This window comes from Pedobacter sp. GW460-11-11-14-TSB4 (assembly GCF_059423705.1).
The window spans coordinates 34325-59010 of sequence record NZ_JBWKYI010000021.1 but is presented as its reverse complement, the minus strand read 5'-3'; the positions used below and the strand labels follow the sequence as shown (position 1 = coordinate 59010).

The window sequence follows — 24686 nt, the reverse complement described above, 5'->3', positions numbered from 1 at the left end:
GTGTAATTAATTAATATGTCTGATAAAATAATAATTGGAGTTAGTGACTGTAGCAAATTCGACATCTATCGCGATTGGGTTTTGTCTTACAACAAAAGTGTGGAGGTAATCCAGCTCGGGTACAAGCTCAACAATTTCGAAGAAATCAAAAAATGTGATGGCATTGTTTTAACCGGTGGTGAAGACGTTCACCCCCGCTTTTACAACCATCCCGAATATTATCCTTACTGTTATGAGGATGATATTGATGAGAAACGTGATGAGTTTGAATTTAAGGTTCTAACCTATACTGAAGCCCATTCTGTTCCCGTTTTGGGCATTTGCCGCGGTATGCAGGTAGGCAATGTATTTTTTGGAGGGACTTTGATCCCTGATATTCCAACCTGGGGAAAATTTGATCATTCCAAAATGCACGATAAATCAGACCGCTATCATGAAATTATGGTCAATCCTTCCTCGTGGCTAAACCAGATCGTAAATACCGATAAAGGCTTAGTAAACAGTAACCACCACCAAAGTACTGATAAAACAGGGAAAGGCCTGGTGGTGAGTGCAATCTCGCCAGATGGTGTTACTGAAGCCATGGAGCGGATAGAGCCCGAAGGAAAATCATTTTTGTTATTTGTACAATGGCATCCCGAAAGGTTAAAAAACCAGCAGGGCCCTTTTAGCAAAAACATACACGATGCATTTATAAATTCAATTAGGATTAACGGATGATTGGATTTCAAGATCCAAAACAAATAAATTAAAGTTAATTCTGTGTAATCACTTTAATCTGCAAATCACATAAAAGATGCAAATCATCAACCCAGCAACAGCAGAAATCATCACCAGTTTAGAAGAGGATAATTTATCCACACTTCAGCTAAAATTTGATGCTTTACAAAAAGCACAGCCACAATGGGCAGGTAAAACCCTTCAGGAAAGGATTGCTGTGATCACTCATTTTAGTGATTTACTGGAAGTTGAAATAGAAAAGCTCGCCTCAGTGTTAACCTCCGAAGTGGGTAAACCGCTACAGCAATCGCGCAACGAAATTAATGGTGCAAGGGCCCGCATCAAATGGATGTTGGCCAATGCCGAAAAATACCTGGCCGATGAAGTAATGACAGATGAACCAGGGATCAAAGAAATCATTAAATACGAACCATTAGGTGTAGTTTGTAATATCTCAGCGTGGAACTACCCTTATCTGGTTGGTGTAAATGTATTCATTCCAGCTTTACTCAGTGGCAATACCGTAATGTATAAACCATCCGAATATGCTACTTTAACCGGCATCGAGATTGAAAAGTTATTAAAAAAAGCAGGTGTACCTGATGATGTCTTCCATATCGCCATTGGCGCAAAAGAAACAGGATCAGCTTTATTAAACATGGACTTTAATGGTTATTTCTTCACAGGATCCTACAAAACCGGGAAATTGATCTACGAAAAAGTAGCGGCAAAAATGGTTCCCTGTCAATTGGAATTAGGTGGAAAAGATCCATTGTACATTACCGACGATGTAACCGATGTTGCTGCGGCGGCTATTGGTACTGCCGATGGTGCTTTTTACAATAACGGACAAAGCTGCTGTGCTGTAGAACGTATTTATGTGCAGGAGAAAAACTACGATGATTATTGCAACGCTTTCGTTACCGAGGTTAAAAGCTGGAAAACCGGCATACCCACCGCCGAGGGTGTATACATTGGTGCCTTAACACGGAAAGAACAAATTTCGGTATTGGAAAATCAGGTTAAAGATGCCTTAAATAAAGGTGCAAAATTATTAACAGGCGGTAAAGCTGTTGAGGGAAAGGGTTATTATTTTGAACCAACCGTGTTAACCGATGTTACCAATGATATGCTGGTGATGCAGGAAGAAAGTTTCGGACCAATTATCGGCATCATGAAAGTGAAAGATGATGCCGAAGCTTTAAAGATGATGAAAGATACAGATTATGGTTTAACAGCATCGGTTTATACTGCCAGCCAGGAAAGGGCCGAAAAAATATTGGCCCAGTTAGATGCCGGTTCGGGTTACTGGAATTGCTGCGATCGGGTAAGCGCAGCCCTACCCTGGAGTGGAAGAAAATATTCGGGTATTGGCGCGACCCTATCCCATCAGGGCATAAGGGCTTTTACCAAACCAAAGGGCTATCATTTAAGGAGGTAATAAATGGAAAACGACAGCGACAAACAACTTATCGAAGGCGAAATTGCCGATTATTTATTGACAGATGATGGGATACTGATTTCTTACAGTAAAAGTATTTTACGTACAGTAGAAAATATTTCGGCCAATGTGGCACTGGTGAAGAAAATTACCAATAACAAAAAGGTTCCATTGTTAATTTACTTAAAAAATTCTCCTGTTCCGGACAAAGAAACACGAAAGTTTTCTACTGAGCAGTTGCCTCAGATTTATACCGCGATGGCCATGGTGTCGAAACCTGGTTTAGCACAATTGATTATGAAGATCCTGTTTAAATTTCAAAACCCACCTATCCCGATTAAATCTTTTACTGATGATGAGAAAGCCAGGGCATGGTTAACACAGTTTTTATAAATAAACTGTTATTTGTATCATTAAGTATTACTAATATATTAGCGCTCCATGAAAAAAAATATTATTTACGGCATTATGCTCTGCACGGCATTTTCGTGCAGGGATGCAGAAAAACAAACCGATAATAAAGAAACACCTGCTGCACTGCAGGACGACAAATCGTACAACATCATTTCTAAAAGAGGTAGTAGCGATTTAATAGAAAGTTTATATGCCGATGCGGTAAGTAAAGATTCTGCGCTAAAGAAATTAGATGAAAGTGTCAATGAAATCAGGGATGGAAAAACTGATTCGCTAAAGAAGTTTGATATTTATGAGGGAAAAAACCACGATTACTTCACTTCTGCCAATTACCATGTAAAAGAGATCAAAGATTCTCTATTAAGAAAAAGTTTAACCGCACTGATAGCCAAAAATCTCGAAGAATATAACAACAAGGTTTCATCGCATCGAGAACTGGTTAAAACGGTAAATACCAGAATGGTTTCTTTAAACGACCTTGAGCTGGCTTTAAAAATCTCCAGAACATTCCCACTGATCAAAAAATACCAGAAAGAAAACCTGCCAAACCAAAAGTCTATTTTAAATTTAAGACAGAATATCGATCAGGCCATTAAATTGGCAGATACGCTGTATAAAAAGTAGTTTTCAACTCCCATAATAGTATAACAGCAAAAAATTTAGAAACATGAGCATTCCGAAAAATCATGTAAATACCTGGTTAATAAAAAAAGGTTATTTTGACCGGCAGCCAAAAACACTGTTATTTAAATCCCAATCAATTGAGTTCGGCAATCAAAAATTAGCATTACCTATAGCAATCGACCTATCAAAAGAAGAGCCAATACAATATCGTTTTGGTATTAAATGGATCAGAGGATTTGAATTTACCGTTGGGAGAAAGTACCAGCTATTTATTAAGAACGGAGATAGCGAAATGATCAAAATAAGCTTTGGTTCTTATTATGGCATAAATAAAATTCCATTGTTTAACCAATATATCGAAATATTAAACCAATTGTGGCGAAGCTATTTCGATGGCTTAGTTGATCAATATCTGGCACTTTTCGAACAAAAAACACCGTTTACTTTGGCTAATGTGGGATTTGATGAATTTGGCATTAAAATTAAATCCGTAAACTTTATTAAAGAAGAAGAAAAGTCGTTGTCCTGGATTGATGTAGGCACCAGAGATTACCAAACCTATTTTGCTATCTTTTCGAAACAAGCCCCATCAATTATCAATAAAGGTTACAGCTACCTAGATGATTGGAATACCAGAGTTTTGTACAGCGTTGTCCAAACCATATTAATGAGAAGAAAAGGGCAATGAATGGCTTTAATCAATCCCACAGCGCTGTAGTTAGTCTTCTACTCCCTCTGCTCATTTCTCTATGCTGAAATTTACTCAATTAAAATCTTTTTTAATAAATTGCGGATTATACTTATCCGGTTAACCCGTTTTAATTATTTTAATGAAAAAATTATTCCTGATTATCTCCTGCTGTTTTTTCGCAGCCAATACTTTCGCTCAATCTATTGTTACAGAAACTGAAATCGGCGATGCTGAAAGCGCAGTGTCACCAACACCAATTGCCATTATACCAGAGCCGGTATCTTTAATGAAAAAGGCAGGTACTTTCACCTTGCCTGAAAATGTAACGATCCAGACGCTTAAAAGTGGAGAATTAAAACAATCAATCGCATACCTTTCTGACCGGATTACTACAGCTACAGGCAAATTCGTAAGCACTGTAAGCAATTCGAGCCATCCTACAATCAAACTGATCTTAAACACGCAGGAAGATGCGCAACTGGGTAAAGAAGGTTACAAATTAAATGTTAATCCAACCCAGGTGGTCATCACCGCCAATCAGCCTGCAGGTATTTTTTATGGTGTCCAATCGCTACTTCAGCTTTTCCCGGCCGAGATAGAAAGTAAAGAACAGGTAAGCGGCATCAAATGGAAAGCACCTTGTGTTGATGTTGTAGATTATCCAAAATTGGGCTGGAGGGGTTTAATGTTCGATGTTGCCCGTCACTTTTTCACTAAACAGGAGGTAAAGCAGTTTATCGACGATATGGTACGTTATAAATTTAACCTCCTGCATTTGCACCTAGTAGATGATGAAGGTTGGAGAATTGAAATTAAAGGCTTACCTAAATTAACTGAAATAGGTGCCTGGAGCGTTAAGAAAACCGGAACTTTCGGCGATTTCATCCCCCCTGCTGCTGATGAGCCCCGCACCTATGGTGGTTTTTATACCCAGGAAGATATTAAAGAGCTTGTTCAGTATGCACAAGAACGTTTTGTAAACATATTACCGGAAATCGATGTTCCGGGGCATAGTTTAGCTGTTATCGCCTCTTACCCGGAATTATCGTGCACGCCTGACGCCGTTAATTATAAAGTTCGCTCAGGCGAGAAAATAATGGATTGGAGCCGTGGTGCACCGCCAACAGCTTTGGTTGATAATACCCTTTGCCCGGCAAATGAGAAAGTTTATGTGTTCTTAGACTCGGTACTTACCCAGGTGGCTAAACTTTTCCCTTTCGGATACATTCATATGGGTGGCGACGAAGCCCCGCATAATTTCTGGGAAAAGAATGACCAGGTTAAAGCTTTGATGCAACGCGAAGGTTTAAAAACCATACCTCAGGTACAGGCCTATTTTGAAAAACGGGTAGAGCAAATTGTCATTTCAAAAGGCAAAAAGTTTATGGGTTGGGACGAAATTCTTGAAGGAGGTGTATCGCCAACAGCAGCCGTAATGAGCTGGAGGGGGATGAAATATGGTATTGAGGCGGCGAACGAAAAACACAACGTGGTAATGAGCCCGACTGATTTTGCTTATTTAGATTATATGCAGGCTGATGCCATTACCGAGCCAAAAGTTTATGCTTCGCTCAGGTTAAATAAAGCCTATCAGTTTAATCCTGTTCCGGCGGGCGTAAACGCACAATATGTTATTGGTGCACAGGCCAATCTTTGGACAGAACAGGTATTTACCTTCCGCCAGGTAGAATATATGGTTTATCCACGTGCATTTGCTATTGCTGAATCCATATGGAGTCCGATTGAAAAGAAAAACTGGACCAATTTTGTTGATCGTACGCAACAGCATTTCAAAAGATTAGATTTTGCTGAGATTAAATATTCACCTGCCATTTACGATCCAATTTTTACGGTAAAACGCAGTGCCGACAAACAATTAATGGTTGAATTAACCCCGGAAATAGACGGTTTAGACATTTATTACAGCTTTGACAACTCTACTCCCGACCGCTTTTACCCGAAATACACAGCCGCACTACAGGTGCCAAAAGATGCCAGTATGTTACGTGTAATCACTTATCGCGGGAAACAACCGATTGGAAGACTGATTAGTATCCCTATTGCTGATTTACAGAAAAGGGCGAGATAAAAATCCAATTAAAATGAAAATAACGCTCACATTGATCTTAAGCTTTTTTAGCATTTTCGGCAGTGCCCAAATAAAACTGGAAGCTAAAGATTTAACAAATCTTGTTGCCATTTCAGAAATCTATTCGGCAAATGTAAATGCAACAGGTGATGAATTTGCAAAGTCAATTGAATCATTACGAACACCAAAGTTATCTCATCTTGTCGATGTATTACTGGAAGTTGGTAAAGGCAGAAAAGAAATCTTGGCACATTTAAAACGACCTGACAATGATGAATTGATGATGTGGTACGTGCTTCGGGAGATACACTACAATAACAGCGGCAAAACCAAAACGGACAGGCCTTCTTTAACTATAGCCAATGAAACATTAAACACCAAAATTGATGAAAAACTATTGTTGGACAACTATTATTACCGCTTACATGGTGGTATAGCAATGTTGTTTAATAATCATGACCTGAGCGATATAAATATTGATATTGAAAGTTTTGGCTTAAAAAACAACGCTGAAAAGGGAATATTTTTCTTAAGCATAGTAGATGAACTAATCGGAAAACGCTTTAAAGTTCTTAGTATGATGAAGAATAATGCTAAAATCTTAGAATTTTATAATAAGATGCCGACTTTCAACAATAAACCATATTTCCACTATAAAGATTTTGGCTACGATGATTTCGAATGGACTGGGTATGATAAACCAGAACATTACAATGTTGTTCATGTTAATAATTTGTATAATACGCTTATGGTGCAATTTGTAGCCACAACTCAATTAAAAGGAAAAGAAGAGGGCCAGAAGATATACTATAATTCTATTCTATATATGCCGCAATATTTTAAATATACTACGGCAAAAGATGACCTTGAACAGGTTTATGAAAAACTAAAAAAGAATTGATCAAAGAAGAAAACTTAATGGGTAAAGAAATAGAACGTAAATTTTTGATCAATCAGCAGAAGTGGGATAACCTAAGCAAACCAGCAGGAAAACTTTTTAGACAAGGTTATTTACTGAGCGATAAAGACAAAACGGTGCGCGTAAGGGCAACCGAAACCACAGGTTTTTTAACGATAAAAGGCCAAACGATTGGTGCCACCAGGATGGAATATGAATATGAAATCCCGGTTGCTGAGGCCACAGAATTATTGGATAATTTCGCTTCATCTGAACTTTCGAAAACACGCTATGAAATTACGGTTAACGGTAAAGTTTGGGAGATAGATGTATTTTTAGGTGATAACAAAGGCTTGATTGTTGCCGAAATTGAACTTGAAAGTGAAGACGAAATATTCGACGTCCCGGATTGGGTAAGCAAAGAAGTTACCGAAGAAGAAAAATATTACAATTCCAATTTAACGGTAAAGCCATTTAAAGACTGGATTTAGTACAACCTATAGACCTTGCAAGTTTGAAAACCTGTGAGGTCTTTTTATATCCAGCGCCTTTTTTATAAATAATTAATAGATTTCACTTTCTAGTTAAACGCATTTCATATATTAGCTTTATCGAAATCATCCCACCGGTAAAGCGGAAATTATTTTAATTTCTAAGCATTGTATTATCAAATAATATCAATATAAAACCAAAAGGATGAAAACAACTAAATTATTACTAAGCATGGTTATTGCAACTACACTATTTTTTGTAGGCTGTAAACCAAAAGATGCGGCAATCCAGGCTGCAATTCAAGCGAAAGAAGCAGCAGGTATTACCGTGGCTGTTACTAAAGGCGAAGTAACTTTAACGGGACAGGTTGACGATGAAGCTACAAAAACCAAAGCAGAAGAAATTGCAAAGGCAGAAAAAGGCGTGAAATCTGTAATCAACAACTTAACGGTTAAACCAGCAGATTTGCCTGTCGTAATTGCCGAAGACCCCGTTTTAATTAAAAATGTTGCTGACGCTACCAAAGATTTTCCGACGGTAAAAGCCGAAGTTAAAGATGGTGTGATTCTCCTGACAGGCGAAATTAAAAAGGCCTCGTTAATTACTTTGATGCAACATTTGAGTGCATTAAACCCTAAAAAAATCGATAATAAATTAACCGTTAAATAAAACCGACCATGGCATTAGCAGATAAATACAAAGCATTAACTGACGCAGCAACTGCGGCAGGCATAGCAGATTTAGCAGTAAGGGAACAGGACGGGATTTTATACATCGACGGGACTGCTGCCGATGGCGCAACTAAAGATCACCTTTGGGAAGTTTATAATCAGATTGATCCAAACTTTACGTCTGGCGATCTGGTTCTGAATGTAAATGTGGCTATTGATGCCGCCGTTACCCATGCCAAAGTGATTACGCAGAGCAGTAATTTAAATATCCGTAACGGCCCGGGAACGGATCAACCCATTGTAGGTAAAGCTGCCCATGGCGAGGTAATTACCCTCGTAAACAGAAGCAACGATTTATGGTGGCTGGTTCGCACCAACGATGGCGAAGAAGGCTATTGTTATGCCCAGTATCTGGAAGCACAAGCTTAAAAATGCGAACGGATCTCGCAGGTTGCTGTAACCTGTGAGGTCTGTTTTATAATTAAATCAGCTGATGTTCGTGCGCAAAATTCAGTAAACCAACAATTGATTTTACACCGGTTTTGCGCCAGATGTTTTTACGATGGGTTTCTACGGTATGCTCAGAAATAAACAGCATCCGGCCAATATCTGCCGAAGTATATTCTTTAGCAATCAACCTGATAACCTCTATTTCACGCGGCGACAAAATATTTACTTCTTCAGTATGATTTTCCCGCTGGTAACCATTAATAAATTTAGCTGTAATGGAATTTTGTATATAAGTTTCGCCAAGCATCACTTTATTAATGGCTTTATGCAATTCTTGAAACTTTACATTTTTTAATAAATAACCGGTCGCCCCCGACTTGATCATTTTCGAAATATTGATAAAATCATCCTGCATAGAAAGCACAATAACTTTAATTTTCGGAAATTCTCTTTTAATCAATTTAGTTAAATCAGCTCCGATCTTCTCGCAAACACTAACATCGGCAACCACAATATCTGGCGTTTTAGTTCTAATCAATCGCTCGGCAAGCGCGGCAGAATTGGCCTTACCAACAACAACAATACTTTCAGAATCACTCAGAATGGATTCAACACTATCCATTAATGCATCATAATCGTGAATTAAAAAGACCTTGATCTTTTCCATAAAGTTTAGTTTTAAAACGTTAATCCTTTTTCACCAGCATTTTGGGCAAAAAATTTGAAGAGATTTTAAATTAAGTTTAACTTCTTTCAAAATCTACCCAATATCCTATCAAAAGCTTTAAATTTTATGTTTTTAACTAAGGTAAGTAGCAATTTGTTTTCAGTATTTTCCAATAAATTAACATCCTGCCTTTGCATAGCGGTTGAGTGAAGCGATTTGGAAATACGGTGGTTATTTTTACGGCACTTTGGGTAATGATATAAAGCCATTACCTGTCTACAATATCCATCCTTTATAAAAAGATTGAAAAATATGCTAAACAGCATTAATTTCAGGCCCAGAAACATCGTAGTACTGTTTGAGCGCATAGTGATAATAGGGATGATTAATTGTTTTGTTAATCTAATTTAAACAAAAATTTTATTTTGCTACTATAATTATCAATTTCTTAATATAAAAAAAGCGCAAGCCCAGTATGATAATTTACTGATCCTTGCGCTTTTTTTTGTGATGGTAAATATTTTACTTCGCTAGCGGTACTGCTACATTTGGTTTAATAATGCCTTTCAGTTCTACATCAAATACCAGTGGGGTAAATGGATTAATTGGTCCGCCGCCATTTTCACCAAAACCCAGTCTTGATGGCAAAATCATTTTGATTTTACCGCCAACACCAATAAGCTGAATACCCTGGATAACGCCTTGTGGCAATTGGCCTAAGGGTAAGCTACGTGGCACATATTGAACACTTTCAGAGAAAATCCCGGCTTCTTTTGCAATTTTAGCATTCGAAGTATCAAAAACGTTCAATGTTCCGTTCGATTTTTTGTTGGTAAACTGGCCCGTGTAGTCCATTAATACCGTATCGGTTAAAGTTGCTCTTTCCGAGTTTCCCGGAGCAGAAATCACATATTGCAATCCAGATGGCGCAGTAGTTACCTTTAAATCGTTCTCGGCAATATATTTGGCAATTTTAGCAGGCTCTACTACTTTATTTTTTTCATTTAGTGCTTTGTATTCCGATTCAAAGAAAAGTCGTTTCTTCGCTTCGAAAATCGAATCGGGATCTTTCCCTTTGTGCAACACCTTCTCAATTTTAATCGTAAAAGAAGCAATGTTTGATTTTAGTCCTTTTGGTTTAGGCTGACCTGAATATTTCTCCATCGAATCCAGGTTCAATTTAAAAACAGCACTATCTCCTTCGCCAAGCAGTTTTAAGCCCGAGGCTAAATCGCCTTTAAACATCGATTTACTAATGGCAAAGAAAGCAGGGCGTTCATTATCATAGGTATTTACCATTACCGAATCGGGATTAGTATTGGTTTCAACCGTTTGAACGCCGTTTAACTTTACATAATCGCCATCCTGAATTTTTGGCTTACCATCACTTTTATAGATCTTGTAAGTCATATCTCCTTCACCCTTTTCGAATTTGTTACAGGCAGACAGGCCTAATGCTGCTGCCAAGAGAATAATAATTCTGTTCTTCATTTAAGTTTTATTTATTTAAAAACAGCTGGACTATCCTTTTTCAAAATACCTGCTATTTTATTAGATCACTACAAAGATAGGTTATAATAAGTTTTTATAAATCTTTGAAATGTTTTATTTCCTGGTTCAGTATCAAAAAAATACGGGCAAAAAAAAATCCTGCCTAAATAAATAAGCAGGATTTTAAAATATTGGTTAAGAAATTATTTTTTAACTACCGGAGCAACTGGAGCCGCTGGAGCTGGTTTTCCTTTGATAATATCTTTGATTTCTAAATCGAAAGCAATTGGGCTGAAAGGCATAATACCTACTTGTGGTGCACCTTGCTCTCCATAACCTAAGTTAGAAGGGATAATCACTTTAATTTTACCACCTTTACCAATTAACTGTAAAGCTTCAGTAAATCCTGGGATTGTACCGCCAACTGGCATTTTTTGAGGACCGTAAGGTTTACCTGGCTTAAATTCGTTTTCTGCTTTAGCCAGTTTCTCATCACTTGTATCGAAGATTTTGTATTTATCATCTTTACCTTTTTTAGTTACTCTACCAGTATAATCAATTAATACAGTATCGCCTAAAGCTGGTTTTTCTGCACTACCTGCTTGTTCTATAATGTAATGTAATCCACTTGCAGTAGTTTTGGTAGCCAGTTTAGTATCTTCTAAATATGCTTTAAGTTTAGCAGGTTCAGCAGCTTTTCTTTTTTCTGTAGTAGCTTTATAATCAGCCTGGAAATATTCCTGTGCTCTTTTGTTAAAAGTAGAATCAGCTTCGCCAGTTTTTTTCTTGAATACTTTTTCGATTTTTACTGTAAAAGTGATGTATTTATCATTTTTGAACTGCTCTGGCTTAGGTTGTTTACTATGAAGTGCCATAGTATCTAAGTTTACTTTAAAAGTAGCGCTATCGCCTTCTCCAAACAATGTTAAAACATCGTTCATATCACCAGCATACATTTTTTTCTGTGCAGGAAATACTGCAGGAGTTTCGCTATCGAAAGTGCTTGATAAAACTGAATCTTTATCGTTTTTCTGAATAAAATTCATTTTAACGATATCGCCTTCTTTAATTTTCTCGTTACCTGCAGAGTGGTGGATGGTATACAATAACCCACCAGCTCCCTTTTTCTCTTTGTTACATGCCGCTAAACCTAAAGTGGCTGCTGCTAGAATAATAATTCCCTTTTTCATTTATTTAATTTGACTTTTTTAAGTTTTTATTGTTTTTATTTCTTGTTTCTAAGCAATCAATTGTTCTTTATATTCTGCTAATATCGATTTAAATTCGGTTATTACATCAGCTAAAGGTTTTTCTGCTGCACCACCTGCTGCATTTCTGTGCCCACCGCCATTAAAATACTTTTTACAGATTTCGTTGGCTGGAAAATCGCCTGTTGATCTCACCGATAATTTAACCTTATCCGGACGCTCAACAATTAATGCGGCTAAACGGATCCCGTTAATTGATAAAGCATAGTTCACCACGCCCTCCGTATCGCCGGTTGCGCTATGGTATTGTGCCAGTTCTTCTTTGGTAACTGAAATAATGGCCGTATTGTATTCTCTGATTACCTCTAACTTGTTTGACAGGCAATAACCCAAAAAGCGTAAACGATTTTCGCTCGCGTTATCGTATACCAATTGATGGATTTTCCAATGCTCTGCACCCAGATCGATCAAATCTGCTGCAATACGATAAACCTCCGCTGTTGCGGATGGGAAACGAAAAGATCCCGAATCGGTCATAATACCGGTATACAAACAAGCAGCAACATCTTTATTGATCCCAGCTTTATCTTCCAATTGGTTAACAATAAAATCGTAAACCAACTGCGCAGCAGCACAGGCATTGATATCCCAGTGACGGTAATCATCAAAATCCTCAGGTTCGAGGTGATGATCGATCATGATTTTTTTTGCGCCCGCTGCCCTAACCAATTCGCCTAACTCATTAATGCGGCTTAGGGTATTAAAATCAAGGCAGAAAATAACCGAAGCTTCATCCACTAACCTGGCTGCTTCTTCTTGCTGCTCCGTAAAAATAATAACATCGCCATTATTAGGCATCCAATGCAAAAAGGTAGGATAATCTGTGGGTGTGACTACCTTAACATGATGGCCCTTTTGAATTAAATATCCATATAAACCTAAAGATGAACCCATCGCATCGCCGTCGGGTTTGTGATGCGTAGTGATCACAATTCGTTGTGGCGTAGCCAATAATGTTTTTAATTCAGTTAGTGTAAGCATATATTTTTTGCGCTGCAAAGCTAAGTAAATTTAGATTAGGATTAAAGGATTTTAGGATTAGTAGGATCATAGTTTTAAAAGAGATGGAGATTAACAGGATTATACAGCATAAAAAAGCTCAGTTAGCCATTTTAAGCCTAATTATCCATTACTAACCTCGATTCGCGACTGAAAAACAATGTTTATTGATTATTCATCAATTAAAACGTATTTTTGCAAAAAATTTGATATCAAAAACACAATGAGCACTAACAGAACTTTTACCATGATTAAGCCTGATGCAGTAGCAAACGGCCATATCGGATCAATCATTAACGACATTACTAATGCAGGTTTCAAAATCATCGCATTAAAATATACTAAACTTACAGACGAAACTGCTGGTCAGTTTTATGCTGTTCACGCTGAGCGTCCTTTTTACAAAGATTTAGTAAGCTTTATGTCTTCAGGACCTATTGTTGCTGCTATTTTAGAAAAAGACAACGCCATTGAAGATTTCAGAAAACTGATCGGTGCGACTAACCCGGCTGAGGCTGCAGAAGGTACTATCCGTCAGAAATATGCAAAATCAATCGATGCAAATGCGGTTCACGGTTCAGATTCTGATGAGAATGCAGAAATTGAAGGTAACTTCTTCTTCAAAGCAGACGAACGTTTCTAGTTCCCAACACAAAAAACTTACAATAAAACCCCGAACATTCGGGGTTTTATTGTTTTATCTATTTTGTATCTTTCGGCCTTAAAATATCATCCACCATTTTAAACCTGTTGGAATTAATTACACATAAAATAATCAATGAAAAGAATTTTTTTAGCGGTATGTCTATCCGGTATCGCTGTTGCATCTTATGCACAAACCAAAACAACAGCAAAGAAACCTGTTGCCCAAAAACCGACCACAGCTGCAAGTAAAACATCAAGCACTACTGCAGGTTTAAAATCTACCTTAGATTCTACCAGTTATGCTTTTGGTACTTCCATCGGCGCAGGTTTAAAAACAACCGGCCTTTCTACCCTAAATTACGAAGTACTGTTAAAAGGACTAAAAGATGCCTTTACAGGAGGTAAGGTTATTTTAACGCAACAACAGGCACAACAATGTATTAACGAGGCATTAGCCAAGGCATCATCAGTAAAAAACAAAGCTGAAGAAGCCGCAAATAAAATTAAATACGCACCAATTATGAAAGAAGGACAAGATTTCTTAGAACAGAACAAAAAACGTGCAGGTGTACAAACAACTGCAAGCGGTTTACAATACGAGGTTTTAACGGCTGGCTCTGGCGTTAAACCATTGGCAACCGATTCGGTACTGGTTCATTATAAAGGAACATTATTAAACGGAAAACAATTCGACAGCTCTTACGACAGAGGTGAACCGATTTCCTTTCCTTTAAACCAGGTAATTAAAGGCTGGACAGAAGGCGTACAGTTAATGCCTGCGGGTTCGAAATATAAATTCTTTATTCCTTACAACCTGGCTTACGGCGAACGTGGCGCAGGACAGGATATTCCGCCATACAGCACTTTAATTTTCGAGGTGGAATTGTTAAAAGTGAACGGAAAATAACAATCTTTAAAAATTATAGTGAAGATGCCTGCTTATTTATTGAGCAGGCTTTTTTTTTGGAAAACAATGTTAATGCTAGGTGGCCAGTGTAGCCCTGCCACCGCTTATAGTCCTCTCCCGATGAAATATCGGGATGCGGGCTATGCCGCTTTGTCGGGTTTATTACCGAACGGCTATAGCCATAAATGTGCAATTAGATGTTAGCAAATTGGGATGCTGAAACAAGTTCGGCAGGACGAATCTTGACGTTTACCAAAACTTTCTCTCTTATTCGATGTTAGCTATTACAAATTAACATGAATATGAAAAGAGCATTCCCTTTAGCACTGATCGCATTTTTATGCAGCACCTTAAGCAGTTGTGAACTCGTAGAAGGTATATTTAAAGCCGGCGTTTGGTCGGGTATTATTATTGTAGTGGTAGTGGTTGCACTGCTCATCTGGATTTTATCGAAGGTATTTGGAGGAAGGGGTTAATTTTTCTACCTGTCACATAGCGCCTGCCGATGAATCGGCACAGGTCGTCAAAGCACTTGAAACTACATTTAAGCAGGTCCATCGACAAGTTACCTTTGACAGGATTTTAATGACCTGATCGTCATTCCCACACAGGCGGGAATCTTAGTGCACTTGCATTACGATTCCTAATCGAGTTGGGAATGACGCTACCTCGAAGCCTATCTGCAAAAAAATCAATTTATATTGGTTTTTATAGAATAATTATCCCTCCGGATGACAATGATATATTAATCCTACAGGTCTTTATACCTATAAAAAAATCATTTCGGTGATGACCACACTACCGGCATGTTCATTCAGTTTCTGGATAATGCCCTGGCGTACCATCACCAATTCATTTTTAATGACTGAAGATTCGATACGTAAAAATAGTTTTTTATCGTGGATGTAAATCTGTTTGGTCCTGTTGGCTATAGCGGTGCCCATAATTTCCGGCCAGATAGACAAGATGGAAGTTTCGTCGAATTTACGGCGCAAACGGTATACATCCAGCATTTTGCTGATGGCATCTTTTACAGTAACATCATTGGGTTTACGCATTTTGTATAGTTCCGTTATCTACTTCGAACAAAGTTACATCAACTTCTATTTTTTCAAAAATTGATTTTACTCTTTCTCTTCCTGTATCTGTAATAAATATCTGCCCAAAATCATGGTGGGAAACCATTTGCATAAGTTTTTGAACGCGGTTATCATCCAGCTTATCAAAAATATCATCCAGCAAAAGCAAAGGCTTAAATCCTTTGTTTTTGGCAAGGTAAGCGTATTGAGCAATCTTCAAAGCAATTAAAAATGATTTTTGCTGACCCTGTGAGCCAAACTTCTTTAAAGGCATATCGCTGATCACAAAAGCCAGTTCATCTTTATGGATACCGGTTGTGGTCCGCTCCAGTACACGGTCTTTTTCTACTGATTTTTTTAACAGTTCTTCGAAAGTAGCCTCATTTAATTGCGACTGATAATTCAGCTCAACAATTTCCTTGTTTTCGGTAAGGTAGGTATAATATTGGTTAAACAGCGGAATAAACTCATCCATAAACGCTTTACGGATAGCGAATATCTTATTGCCGGCAAAAACCAGTTGTTCGTCCAAAATTTCGAGCAGCGTAGGATCGTACTTTCTGGTAATCGCAATCTGTTTTAGCAAAGCATTCCGGTTTAACAGAATGCGGTTATAGGTAATCAGCTGATCGAGGTAATGTGCATCGGTTTGCGAAATCACATTATCAATAAACTTTCTCCGTTCCTCGCTGCCTTCCATAATCAGGTTTACATCATAAGGCGAAACCATCACCACCGGAAAAAGCCCAACATGATCGGCCAGTTTCTCGTATTCTTTTTTATTGCGTTTGAACTGTTTTTTCTGATTACGTTTTACACCGCAGGAAATTTTTTCATTTTTTTCATTGCGGTCAAAATCGCCCTGGATCATAAAAACCTCTTCATTGGTTTTAATCTGCTGGCTATCGATGGGGTTAAAGTAACTTTTACATAGACAGAGATAGTGAATGGCATCGAGCATATTCGTTTTACCTGAGCCATTATTACCCGTAAAAACGTTCACAGTTTCCGAGAAATGGAGATCTGCATCGGTATAGTTCTTAAAATTTAGAAGGGTAATATTTTTTAACCACATAAATATGTCACAAATTTACCGTTTTTTAGCCTCTTAACACCCATTGTTTAAAATAAACGTTAATAACACTTAAAAAAATTGTACTTTCATAGCAAGGAAAATTAGATGGTTGCACAAAAAATGTTAGAAGGGAATGTTCTGTGGTCTTACGATCATGAACTTACCAATGAGAAAAGCTCAGGCTGGATTAAAAAAATAGCAGGTTTATTTTCGTTTTTAAAGCCAATTCATAATCACGAGGGCAATATCCTGCTGGCCTCTAACGGCCTTTTTATTACCGGGGATGAACAATTAGAACTCCCATTATCCCATATAGAAGAGGTTTATATGGGCTTCGACGATTTATTTCCGGCTTCCTCGGCCAAAAACTTCGGCGCATTCTGGCAACCCATCCGAATTAGATCAACGTTGAGCCGCTCTGAAAGTCAAACGATCTATTTGGTGATTAACCACACCGGTATTTTTAGTGATAACCAAACCTGGTTTAATACATTAATTAGCTTGTTACGCTAATGTTCATCACGATTTTACAATCTGCACGCCTAAATAACTAATGTTTAATCAAATACTTCAAAATAAAGATTGATACTTTGATTGAAAAATGTATTTTTGCAATCTTAAATTTTTTAAACAAACATGTCTACAACAGATAACCAGACAATTCAACCAACTAAAAAAGGTTCATTTTTACAAGAGAATAATAAGAGCTTACTGTTTATTGCAGGTGCTGTAGTTTTATTAGTTTTAATATATCTTTGGTATCAAGGCGTGTATTTAAAAGGTCGTGCTGAAGAAGCCGCTAGCAAAATGTACAAAGCAGAGCAATTTGTTGGCGTAGATTCATTATCGAACAAAGCGGTTAAAGGCGAAGGTGGCTACCCAGGCTTAGAGCAGATTGCTAAAGAATACGATAACACAAAATCGGCAAACTTAGCGAACCTTTATTTGGGTGGTATTTATTTGCGTAAAGGCGAGTACAAACAAGCGATTGAATCATTAGGTAAATATAGCGCTACTGGCAGCCCGGTTGCAGATCCATTGGCTTTAGGTTTATTAGGTGATGCTTACAGCGAATTGAAAGACTACAAACAAGCAGCTACTTACTATAAAAAAGCGGCAGATAAAGCAAGTAAATTTACTTCACCAATGTTCCTAAAGAAATTAGGTTTGGTTAACGAAAGCCAAAATGATTTCAAAGGTGCTGTTGAAGCTTATACTAAAGTAAAAACTCAATATCCGGAGAGCGCAGAAGCACAATTAATTGATGCTTACATTGCAAGAGCTCAGGAAAAAGTTAAATAATCATTAACTAAAACATATTTAGGAAAAGATCATCGAAAGATGGTCTTTTTTTGTTTATTGAATATTCATCAATCGGTCTTTAAGGCAGTTTCAAAAGATTGATATCTGTTCGGATCTGTCATGTTGAGCCTGTCGAAACGCTTTGCGATGTATTATAGCAGATCCTTCGACAGGCTCAACATGACAAATCTATTTCTGTATTGGGTTGCGCGCCTAACGATAGACGAGCTATTCTAATAATCATTGTTTTTCTGAAAATCAGGGGCAGCTATTTTTTTGATGAGATGGCCCCGCTTTACGCTTTATCCCGATGAAACCTGTGAAACAAGCAAGCACACCATAAAAAGCAAAAAAAACAGTGCTTAAAATCGGGATGTTCGCTGTAATCGGGTTTAGGTGGCGCGGCCAGCAATACTATTTGAAATTACATGGTGCAGAAAAGAACATCTATAAAACCATGCGATTCAATCTTTAACAGCAGCAAAGACACTGCCCTATAAACCTGATTGAAATGGAAAGCCCGGAGCCCGATCCTTTATCGGGTGAGGACTTGCAATGAAAAGCAGGACGAACAATAAAAAGAGCCTCTGCAATTGCTTTCCAAATTATCCTTTCTAACGGAACCTTGCCACTTATTACCACATAAGGCAATGAGGAACATATAAGGTTAAATTTGTTTTATCCCTCGAGGGAATTCCTTCGTCATAAAAGATTCCTTGCTGCATTCAGGATGACAGCAAGAACAGTTAACCAATTAACCATTACTTATTAAAAGCCGTCATGGTGTGGGCAGGCCCAACGGTTACATAACTTTTAATCAGCTCAACGCTCTTATCAATCAATGCAGGAAGCTCCAATTGTTCATTCTTATCAAACAAACCCAAAACGAAATCGACCTGCCTGCCTTTCGGATAATCGCTGCCAATGCCAAAGCGGAGACGCGCGTAGTTTTGTCCGCCACAAACCTCTTCGATGCTTTTTAAACCATTATGGCCAGCGCTGGAGCCCTGCAGCTTTAACCTTAGCTTACCCAGCGGTAATGCAAGGTCGTCAACAATAACCAAAACATTTTCTGGTGCTATTTTTAGCTCTTTCATCCAATAGTTTACCGCTTTACCACTTAAGTTCATAAAAGTGGTTGGTTTAATAACGTGGAGTTTACGTCCTTTAAAGCTCACTTCCGAATAATAAGCCAGGCGGATATTCTCGAAACTTCCATCTAAATTTTTAACCAGTTCATCAGCAATATCAAAACCAATGTTATGCCGGGTGTGCGCATAATCTGGTCCGATATTTCCTAAGCCAACTATAAGATATTTCATGGCGCAAAGATAAAAAAAAGTCCGAAGTCCGGAGTCCGAAGTCGGGAGTCTATACTACGAATTAATTCATTCATTTCCAGACAGGTTGTAACGGATAGCGTGAGGCGGATAGCGGATTAATCCTGGTGTAAATAAAAAAAGCGTTCCGAACTAAATCGAAACGCTTCATCTTGAAATCAAGAAACCCTAAGAATCCTGATTATTTTTTACCTTTAGCAGCTTCAGTTTCTGCTTGTTTTAATGCTCTAGACATTGCAACAGAAACGATAGTATCTTCAGGAGTGTTAGTGATTACGTATTTATCACCTTTAAGGTCACGAACACGGAATAAACTACCTACTTCTAATTTCTCTAAGCTTACTTCTACGTTTTGTGGCATATCAGCTGGTAATGCTTTAACACGTAGTTTACGTAATTTCTGGATTAATTTACCCCCCATTTTAACACCTGGAGAAGTTCCTGTTAATTTAACCGGGATCTCCATAACGATTTCTTTCTCGTCGAATAACTGAAGAAAATCGATGTGCATTAATACGTCGGTAAGTGGGTGAAATTGAGTGTCTTTTACGATAGCTTTAGTTTTAGTACCGTTCACATCAATCTCCACAAAGTTTACATCCGGGGTATAAATAACATCTCTTAAGTCAGCAATAACTACAGCGAAGTGTTGTTGCTCTTTTCCACCATACAATACCGCCGGAACTTTACCTTCGTAACGAAGTTCCTTGGCATCGCGTTTCCCTACGTTCTCTCTTGGAGAACCGCTAATTGCGATTGTTTTCATTTTATTTTTATTTAATTATTAGTATCAAGTTTAAGTATCGGGTATCAAGACCTTAAGCCTTTAACCCTTTACCTTTCACCTTATTTATTAGTAGTTAGTATTAAGTATCGAGTATCAAGACCTTAAGCCTTTAACCCTCTACCTACCGCCTTATTTATTAGTAATCAGTATTAAGTGTCGAGTATCAAGACCTTAAGCCTTTAACCCTCTACCTTCAACCTTATTTATACTCTAAACAGATCACTAATCGAACCATGCTCGTTTACATTGGCAATTGCCCTCGCAAATAAACCGGCTGTACTTAGCACCCTGATTTTTGGACTTTCCTGTTTTAATGGAATGGTATCCGTTACGATTAATTCGGTTAATACCGAATTTTCTACCGTTTCAATTGCTTTGCCTGATAATACCGCATGTGTACAAACCGCTCTTACACTTGCTGCACCGTTTTCCATAATCAAAGCCGCAGCTTTTGATAAGGTTCCGGCAGTATCGCAAATATCATCGATCAATACCACATCCTGTCCGGTCACATCACCAATAATCGACATTGATTCGATTTCGTTGGCACGTTTACGGCGTTTATCGCAAATAATTACCTCAGCATTAAAAAACTTGGCAAAAGTACGTGCCCTGTACGAACCGCCCATATCTGGCGATGCAATAGTTAAGTTTTTTAAGCCTAAGCTTTTGATATAAGGTACAAAGATTACCGATCCATCTAAGTGATCAACCGGAATATCGAAGAAACCCTGTATCTGTGCAGCATGCAAATCCATCGTCATAATGCGGTGGATACCTGCTGATTTTAATAAGTTCGCCACCAATTTGGCACCGATTGCTACACGCGGTTTATCTTTTCTATCCTGACGGGCTAAACCATAATAAGGAACTACTGCTGTAATATAATGTGCCGATGCTCTTTTAGCAGCATCAACCATTAACAAAAGTTCCATTAAATTATCGCTGGGCTGATAAGTAGACTGGATTAGAAAAACATCACTACCACGAATTGACTCATCAAAGGAAGGCTGAAACTCTCCATCACTGAATTTGTGAATGGTTACGCTACCAAGTGGCTTGCCGTAATGTTCGGCAATCTTAAGTGATAATCCCCTAGAACCTGTTCCGGAAAAAAGTTTTACCGGGTTAAACTGCAATGGCATGGGTTCGTGTAGTTTACGGTTAAAAAAAATCGGATCATGTCTATTTAAAACATGATCCGACGTTAAATTTTCGTTGTCCGACCTGGATTCGAACCAAGACAAACGGTACCAAAAACCGTTGTACTACCCTTATACTATCGGACAAAAACTTCTCAAGGATATTCTCCTCGAAAGGGAATGCAAATGTAGGAACCTTATTTTAAATATGCAAGAGTGATTTTAAAATATTTTTAATTTCTTTCCTGCTGTTCCTGTTTGCGATGCAAAGATAAAAAAATCATCATATAGCGTGCAACATTTTCTTTTTTTATGCGACTTTTTTTACTACGAACCACTTAAATCATTTATTATCAAAGACTAAAATTAAACTATGAATTACTCAAGGATCAACACCATTGGAGGCTGGCTCTGTTTTATCGTTGCCGCGCTCACGTACATCTTAACTTTAGATCAATCTGTAAGTTTCTGGGACTGTGGCGAATTTATTTCTTCAGCCTTCCGAATGGAGGTGGTTCACCAGCCAGGTGCTCCAATAGTCTCCATGATCCAAAGGTTATTTTCGGCGCTTGCTTTTGGCGATAAAACCAAAGTAGCCTATTTTGTTAATATCTCTTCGGCGCTGGCAAGTGCAGGTACCATTCTCTTTTTATTCTGGACCATTACAGCACTGGCCAGGAAAACGATTATTAAAAAAGGAGAAGAAATTACCAACCAAAAAATCATCGGTATTATGGGTGCAGGTTTTGTTGGGGCTTTAGCTTATGCCTTTTCTGATAGCTTTTGGTTTTCGGCCGTAGAAGCAGAGGTTTACGCCATGTCGTCGCTTTGTAGTGCGATTGTATTTTGGGGCATATTAAAATGGGAATCGCAGGCTGATGAACCAAAGTCAGAACGTTGGTTACTTTTTGTGGCTTACATCATGGGGATTTCTATTGGTGTACACATTTTAAACCTGCTTACCATACCTGCCTTAATATTTGTTTATTATTTTAAAAAGAACCCGTCACCCAATTGGCAAAGCGTTTTAAAAGTATTTATGATTTCGATTGCTGTACTGGCGGTGGTGCAATTTGGTATCATTCAGTATGTTATATCTTTTGCGGCAAATTTCGACTACTTTTTTGTAAACACCATGGGTTTAGGCTTTGGAACAGGCATACTGTTCTTCACCGTACTTCTTATTGGGAGTTTGGTTTATGGTATCCGTTATTCCATCCTGAAAAATAAACGGGTTTTAAACCTGGCCATGTTATTTACTGTTTTACTACTTTTCGGATACAGCTCTTTCGCACTGCTTATTATCAGGGCGCAGGCAAAACCAAACCTAAACAACTATAATGTAGATAATGTATATTCTTTTTCGAGGTATGTTGGTCGCGACCAGTATGGCGACAGGCCACTATTTTACGGGGAGAACTACAATTCAGAAAAAACCGACATTAAAGAGACCGGCAAAATTATCCGTAAAGGCGACAAGAAATATGAACTTGCGGGCACAAAATCGGCATATGTTTTTGCCGATAAAACTTTGCTGCCCCGCATGTACAGTGATAAACCCGAACACATTAACTTTTACAAAAGTTATATGGGTTTTGATGATGAGCACAAACCTACCTTAATGGATAACCTAAAATACATGTTCTCTTTCCAGACCGGGCAAATGTACATGCGTTATTTTATGTGGAATTTTGTTGGCAGGCAGGATAATGAAGATGGGCAGTTTGGCGGAAAAGATGGTAATTGGCTTAGTGGTGTAAAACCGTTGGATGCCATCAGGCTTGGTAGTCAACAAAATCTGCCACCTTCCATTGTAGAAAATAAAGCATACAATAGATTTTTCTTCCTGCCATTAATTATCGGTTTAATTGGTGCTGTCTGGCATTTTAAGCGAAACCAGAAAGATGCGGGCATTATCGGTCTACTCTTTGTTTTTACCGGTGTGGCTATTGTAGTTTACCTTAACTCTGTTCCTGTGGAGCCACGCGAAAGGGATTATGCCTACGTAGGGTCGTTTTATGCTTTTGCCATTTGGATAGGTTTAGGTGTATTTGGGTTAAAGGATTGGGTTTTCCAAAAATTAACGCCACTGCGGGCGAGTGTTTTTGCTTCGGTTATTGCTTTATTGGGTGCTCCGATAATTATGGCCAATCAGGGCTGGGATGATCATGACCGCTCTGACAGTCACCTGGCGCGGGATATGTCGGTTAATTATCTAAAATCCTGCGCCCCTAACGCCATCTTATTCACCTATGGTGATAATGATACCTATCCGGTGTGGTATGCACAAGAGGTAGAAAATATCCGTCCGGATGTGCGGGTGGTAAATTTAAGTTTATTTACAGCCGATTGGTACATCGATGGGATGCGGAAAAAACAAAATGAATCGGCTCCCCTACCCATTACCTTAAAACACGAGCAATATGTTGAAGGTACAAGGGATATCATGTACTATCAGGATTATAAGATTGCGCAACATATCGAGTTACAGGAAATTTTAGACGTGCTCCTATCCGATCATGATGAAGATAAGGTAACCATGACGGATGGATCCAAATACAACGTACTGCCTACCAAAAACCTTAAAATGGCCGTAAGTCCGCAACAGGTTTTAGATACCGGCACTGTACCCAAAGAAGATGCAGGCAAAATTGCAAGCAGCATGGAATGGACCTACAATTCTAATTTTGTAACCAAAGGCACCTTAGCTTTATTTGATATTTTAACACATAATAACTGGGAACGACCGATTTATTTCAGCGGCGCCATGCCAAATGAGCAATACATCGGGCTTAACAAATACCTCTATTCAGAAGGCCTCAACAAAAGGTTACTCCCCTTAAAACCAGATACCGCAATCACACAGGATTTTGACCGGGTTAACCTAAAACCGATGTACAACAACCTAATGAACGTGTATGGCTTCGGCAACATTAAAAATGCCAATCATTTAGACAGGCAGTCTGCTGATGATGTCACCATGTTCTCCAATATGTTTAACGGTTTATTAACTGGTTTAATAAACGAAGGTAAAATTACCGAGAGCAAAAAAGTGGCTGACAAATATTACGAGGTGATTCCAGCTAAATTTTACAGTATGCGCCAGGTAATGAGCACTTATTATTTCACCGAAAGTCTATATCGTTTAAATGATTTAAACCGTGCAAATGCCATGATCAAAAAAACGGCCGATTATGTAGGTAAGGAATTGACCCACCTGGCTGATGTTTCAGAAAGCAAAAACCAGCTATCATCAGAGCAGGATGTGCGTTTTTATCTAGGCTATTTAGGACAAATGGTAAAATTAACCGAGGTATTTAAACAGGTGGGGCTGAGCAAAAGCCTGGAAAAACAATACAACAACCTGATTACAAGGTTTACCCCTTTTGCAGCAGGCTAAGCAAAAAACATACTAAATTTTAACCCATAGGCAGATTTCATCTTTCTGCTTATGGGTTTTTGCTTCCCATATAAATTAAAATCCTTTATGTTAA

The 24686-nt window shown here is 38.2% G+C and carries 25 protein-coding genes; 16 read left to right on the top strand and 9 right to left on the bottom strand.

Going from position 1 to position 24686, the window contains the following annotated elements:
- Nucleotides 1-15 precede the first annotated feature (15 nt).
- The 10 genes from AC07YT_RS18415 to AC07YT_RS18370 all read left to right on the top strand — a co-directional run bounded on the left by AC07YT_RS18415 (nucleotide 16) and on the right by AC07YT_RS18370 (nucleotide 8469).
- Nucleotides 16-720 (top strand): gamma-glutamyl-gamma-aminobutyrate hydrolase family protein, encoded by a 705-nt coding sequence (locus AC07YT_RS18415; protein ID WP_086549104.1) that lies wholly within the window; start codon nucleotides 16-18, stop codon nucleotides 718-720.
- A 76-nt stretch (nucleotides 721-796) separates the two neighbouring features.
- Nucleotides 797-2161, top strand: coding sequence for an aldehyde dehydrogenase family protein (locus AC07YT_RS18410; protein ID WP_086549103.1), 1365 nt, complete (start codon nucleotides 797-799; stop codon nucleotides 2159-2161).
- Between the two features lie 3 nt (nucleotides 2162-2164).
- Nucleotides 2165-2554 carry a SpoIIAA family protein gene (locus AC07YT_RS18405; protein ID WP_086549102.1) on the top strand — a complete coding sequence of 130 codons (390 nt, stop codon included), beginning with the start codon at nucleotides 2165-2167 and terminating at the stop codon, nucleotides 2552-2554.
- Nucleotides 2555-2602: 48 nt separating this feature from the next.
- Entirely contained in the window at nucleotides 2603-3199 is a 597-nt protein-coding gene (locus tag AC07YT_RS18400; RefSeq protein WP_086549101.1) for a hypothetical protein, read from the top strand.
- Between the two features lie 43 nt (nucleotides 3200-3242).
- Nucleotides 3243-3887, top strand: a complete 645-nt coding sequence (locus AC07YT_RS18395) for a hypothetical protein (protein WP_086549100.1) — start codon at nucleotides 3243-3245, stop codon at nucleotides 3885-3887.
- A gap of 142 nt (nucleotides 3888-4029) precedes the next feature.
- Nucleotides 4030-5979, top strand: a complete 1950-nt coding sequence (locus AC07YT_RS18390) for a beta-N-acetylhexosaminidase (RefSeq protein ID WP_086549099.1) — start codon at nucleotides 4030-4032, stop codon at nucleotides 5977-5979.
- A gap of 13 nt (nucleotides 5980-5992) precedes the next feature.
- Complete coding sequence (locus AC07YT_RS18385; RefSeq protein ID WP_086549098.1) at nucleotides 5993-6880, top strand: hypothetical protein; 888 nt, start codon at nucleotides 5993-5995, stop codon at nucleotides 6878-6880.
- Entirely contained in the window at nucleotides 6877-7368 is a 492-nt protein-coding gene (locus AC07YT_RS18380; protein WP_494945452.1) for a CYTH domain-containing protein, read from the top strand. Before AC07YT_RS18385 ends, AC07YT_RS18380 begins: the two co-directional genes overlap by 4 nt.
- Before the next feature lie 205 nt (nucleotides 7369-7573).
- Complete coding sequence (locus tag AC07YT_RS18375; RefSeq protein WP_494945451.1) at nucleotides 7574-8038, top strand: BON domain-containing protein; 465 nt, start codon at nucleotides 7574-7576, stop codon at nucleotides 8036-8038.
- 8 nt (nucleotides 8039-8046) lie between these two features.
- A complete protein-coding gene (locus AC07YT_RS18370; protein ID WP_086549097.1) occupies nucleotides 8047-8469 on the top strand; it encodes an SH3 domain-containing protein in 423 nt (140 codons plus the stop codon).
- A 52-nt stretch (nucleotides 8470-8521) separates the two neighbouring features.
- On the opposite strand, the gene AC07YT_RS18365 is transcribed toward AC07YT_RS18370, so the two are convergent.
- The 4 genes from AC07YT_RS18365 to AC07YT_RS18350 form a co-directional block, all read right to left on the bottom strand.
- Nucleotides 8522-9157 carry a response regulator gene (locus AC07YT_RS18365; protein WP_086549096.1) on the bottom strand — a complete coding sequence of 212 codons (636 nt, stop codon included), beginning with the start codon at nucleotides 9155-9157 and terminating at the stop codon, nucleotides 8522-8524.
- Nucleotides 9158-9679: 522 nt separating this feature from the next.
- Nucleotides 9680-10648 (bottom strand): FKBP-type peptidyl-prolyl cis-trans isomerase, encoded by a 969-nt coding sequence (locus tag AC07YT_RS18360; protein WP_086549094.1) that lies wholly within the window; start codon nucleotides 10646-10648, stop codon nucleotides 9680-9682.
- Between the two features lie 203 nt (nucleotides 10649-10851).
- Nucleotides 10852-11838, bottom strand: coding sequence for an FKBP-type peptidyl-prolyl cis-trans isomerase (locus AC07YT_RS18355; RefSeq protein ID WP_086549093.1), 987 nt, complete (start codon nucleotides 11836-11838; stop codon nucleotides 10852-10854).
- A gap of 48 nt (nucleotides 11839-11886) precedes the next feature.
- Nucleotides 11887-12897, bottom strand: a complete 1011-nt coding sequence (locus AC07YT_RS18350) for a DHH family phosphoesterase (protein WP_086549092.1) — start codon at nucleotides 12895-12897, stop codon at nucleotides 11887-11889.
- A 241-nt stretch (nucleotides 12898-13138) separates the two neighbouring features.
- On the opposite strand from AC07YT_RS18350, the gene AC07YT_RS18345 reads away from it, so the two are divergent.
- The 3 genes from AC07YT_RS18345 (at nucleotide 13139) to AC07YT_RS18335 (ending at nucleotide 14943) form a co-directional block, all read left to right on the top strand.
- Nucleotides 13139-13558 carry a nucleoside-diphosphate kinase gene (locus AC07YT_RS18345; RefSeq protein ID WP_025144153.1) on the top strand — a complete coding sequence of 140 codons (420 nt, stop codon included), beginning with the start codon at nucleotides 13139-13141 and terminating at the stop codon, nucleotides 13556-13558.
- 135 nt (nucleotides 13559-13693) lie between these two features.
- Nucleotides 13694-14467, top strand: coding sequence for a BamJ family beta-barrel-assembly machinery protein (gene bamJ / locus AC07YT_RS18340; RefSeq protein ID WP_086549091.1), 774 nt, complete (start codon nucleotides 13694-13696; stop codon nucleotides 14465-14467).
- Nucleotides 14468-14769: 302 nt separating this feature from the next.
- The gene (locus AC07YT_RS18335) at nucleotides 14770-14943 is read left to right on the top strand and encodes a hypothetical protein (protein WP_494945450.1); all 174 of its coding nucleotides are present in this window, start codon (nucleotides 14770-14772) and stop codon (nucleotides 14941-14943) included.
- A gap of 291 nt (nucleotides 14944-15234) precedes the next feature.
- Here AC07YT_RS18335 and AC07YT_RS18330 read toward each other — a convergent pair whose 3' ends face one another.
- On the bottom strand, nucleotides 15235-15525 hold the full coding sequence (locus tag AC07YT_RS18330; protein WP_086549089.1) for a DciA family protein: 291 nt from the start codon (nucleotides 15523-15525) through the stop codon (nucleotides 15235-15237).
- Entirely contained in the window at nucleotides 15518-16621 is a 1104-nt protein-coding gene (recF, locus tag AC07YT_RS18325) for a DNA replication/repair protein RecF (protein ID WP_086549088.1), read from the bottom strand. The genes AC07YT_RS18330 and recF overlap by 8 nt, the downstream gene beginning before the upstream one ends.
- A gap of 105 nt (nucleotides 16622-16726) precedes the next feature.
- Here recF and AC07YT_RS18320 point away from each other — a divergent pair, with 105 nt between their 5' ends.
- Nucleotides 16727-17134, top strand: a complete 408-nt coding sequence (locus tag AC07YT_RS18320) for a hypothetical protein (RefSeq protein WP_086549087.1) — start codon at nucleotides 16727-16729, stop codon at nucleotides 17132-17134.
- 123 nt (nucleotides 17135-17257) lie between these two features.
- Nucleotides 17258-17923, top strand: a complete 666-nt coding sequence (locus AC07YT_RS18315; RefSeq protein ID WP_086549086.1) for a tetratricopeptide repeat protein — start codon at nucleotides 17258-17260, stop codon at nucleotides 17921-17923.
- Between the two features lie 761 nt (nucleotides 17924-18684).
- Here AC07YT_RS18315 and pth read toward each other — a convergent pair.
- The 3 genes from pth to AC07YT_RS18300 all read right to left on the bottom strand — a co-directional run bounded on the left by pth (nucleotide 18685) and on the right by AC07YT_RS18300 (nucleotide 21195).
- Nucleotides 18685-19245: an aminoacyl-tRNA hydrolase gene (gene pth, locus AC07YT_RS18310; protein ID WP_029278331.1), complete on the bottom strand. Its 561-nt coding sequence runs from the start codon at nucleotides 19243-19245 to the stop codon at nucleotides 18685-18687.
- A gap of 199 nt (nucleotides 19246-19444) precedes the next feature.
- Complete coding sequence (locus tag AC07YT_RS18305; RefSeq protein WP_086549085.1) at nucleotides 19445-20029, bottom strand: 50S ribosomal protein L25/general stress protein Ctc; 585 nt, start codon at nucleotides 20027-20029, stop codon at nucleotides 19445-19447.
- A 224-nt stretch (nucleotides 20030-20253) separates the two neighbouring features.
- Nucleotides 20254-21195, bottom strand: coding sequence for a ribose-phosphate pyrophosphokinase (locus tag AC07YT_RS18300; RefSeq protein WP_086549084.1), 942 nt, complete (start codon nucleotides 21193-21195; stop codon nucleotides 20254-20256).
- A gap of 370 nt (nucleotides 21196-21565) precedes the next feature.
- Here AC07YT_RS18300 and AC07YT_RS18295 point away from each other — a divergent pair, with 370 nt between their 5' ends.
- Complete coding sequence (locus AC07YT_RS18295) at nucleotides 21566-24592, top strand: glycosyltransferase family 117 protein (RefSeq protein WP_086549083.1); 3027 nt, start codon at nucleotides 21566-21568, stop codon at nucleotides 24590-24592.
- Nucleotides 24593-24686: the final 94 nt, after the last annotated feature.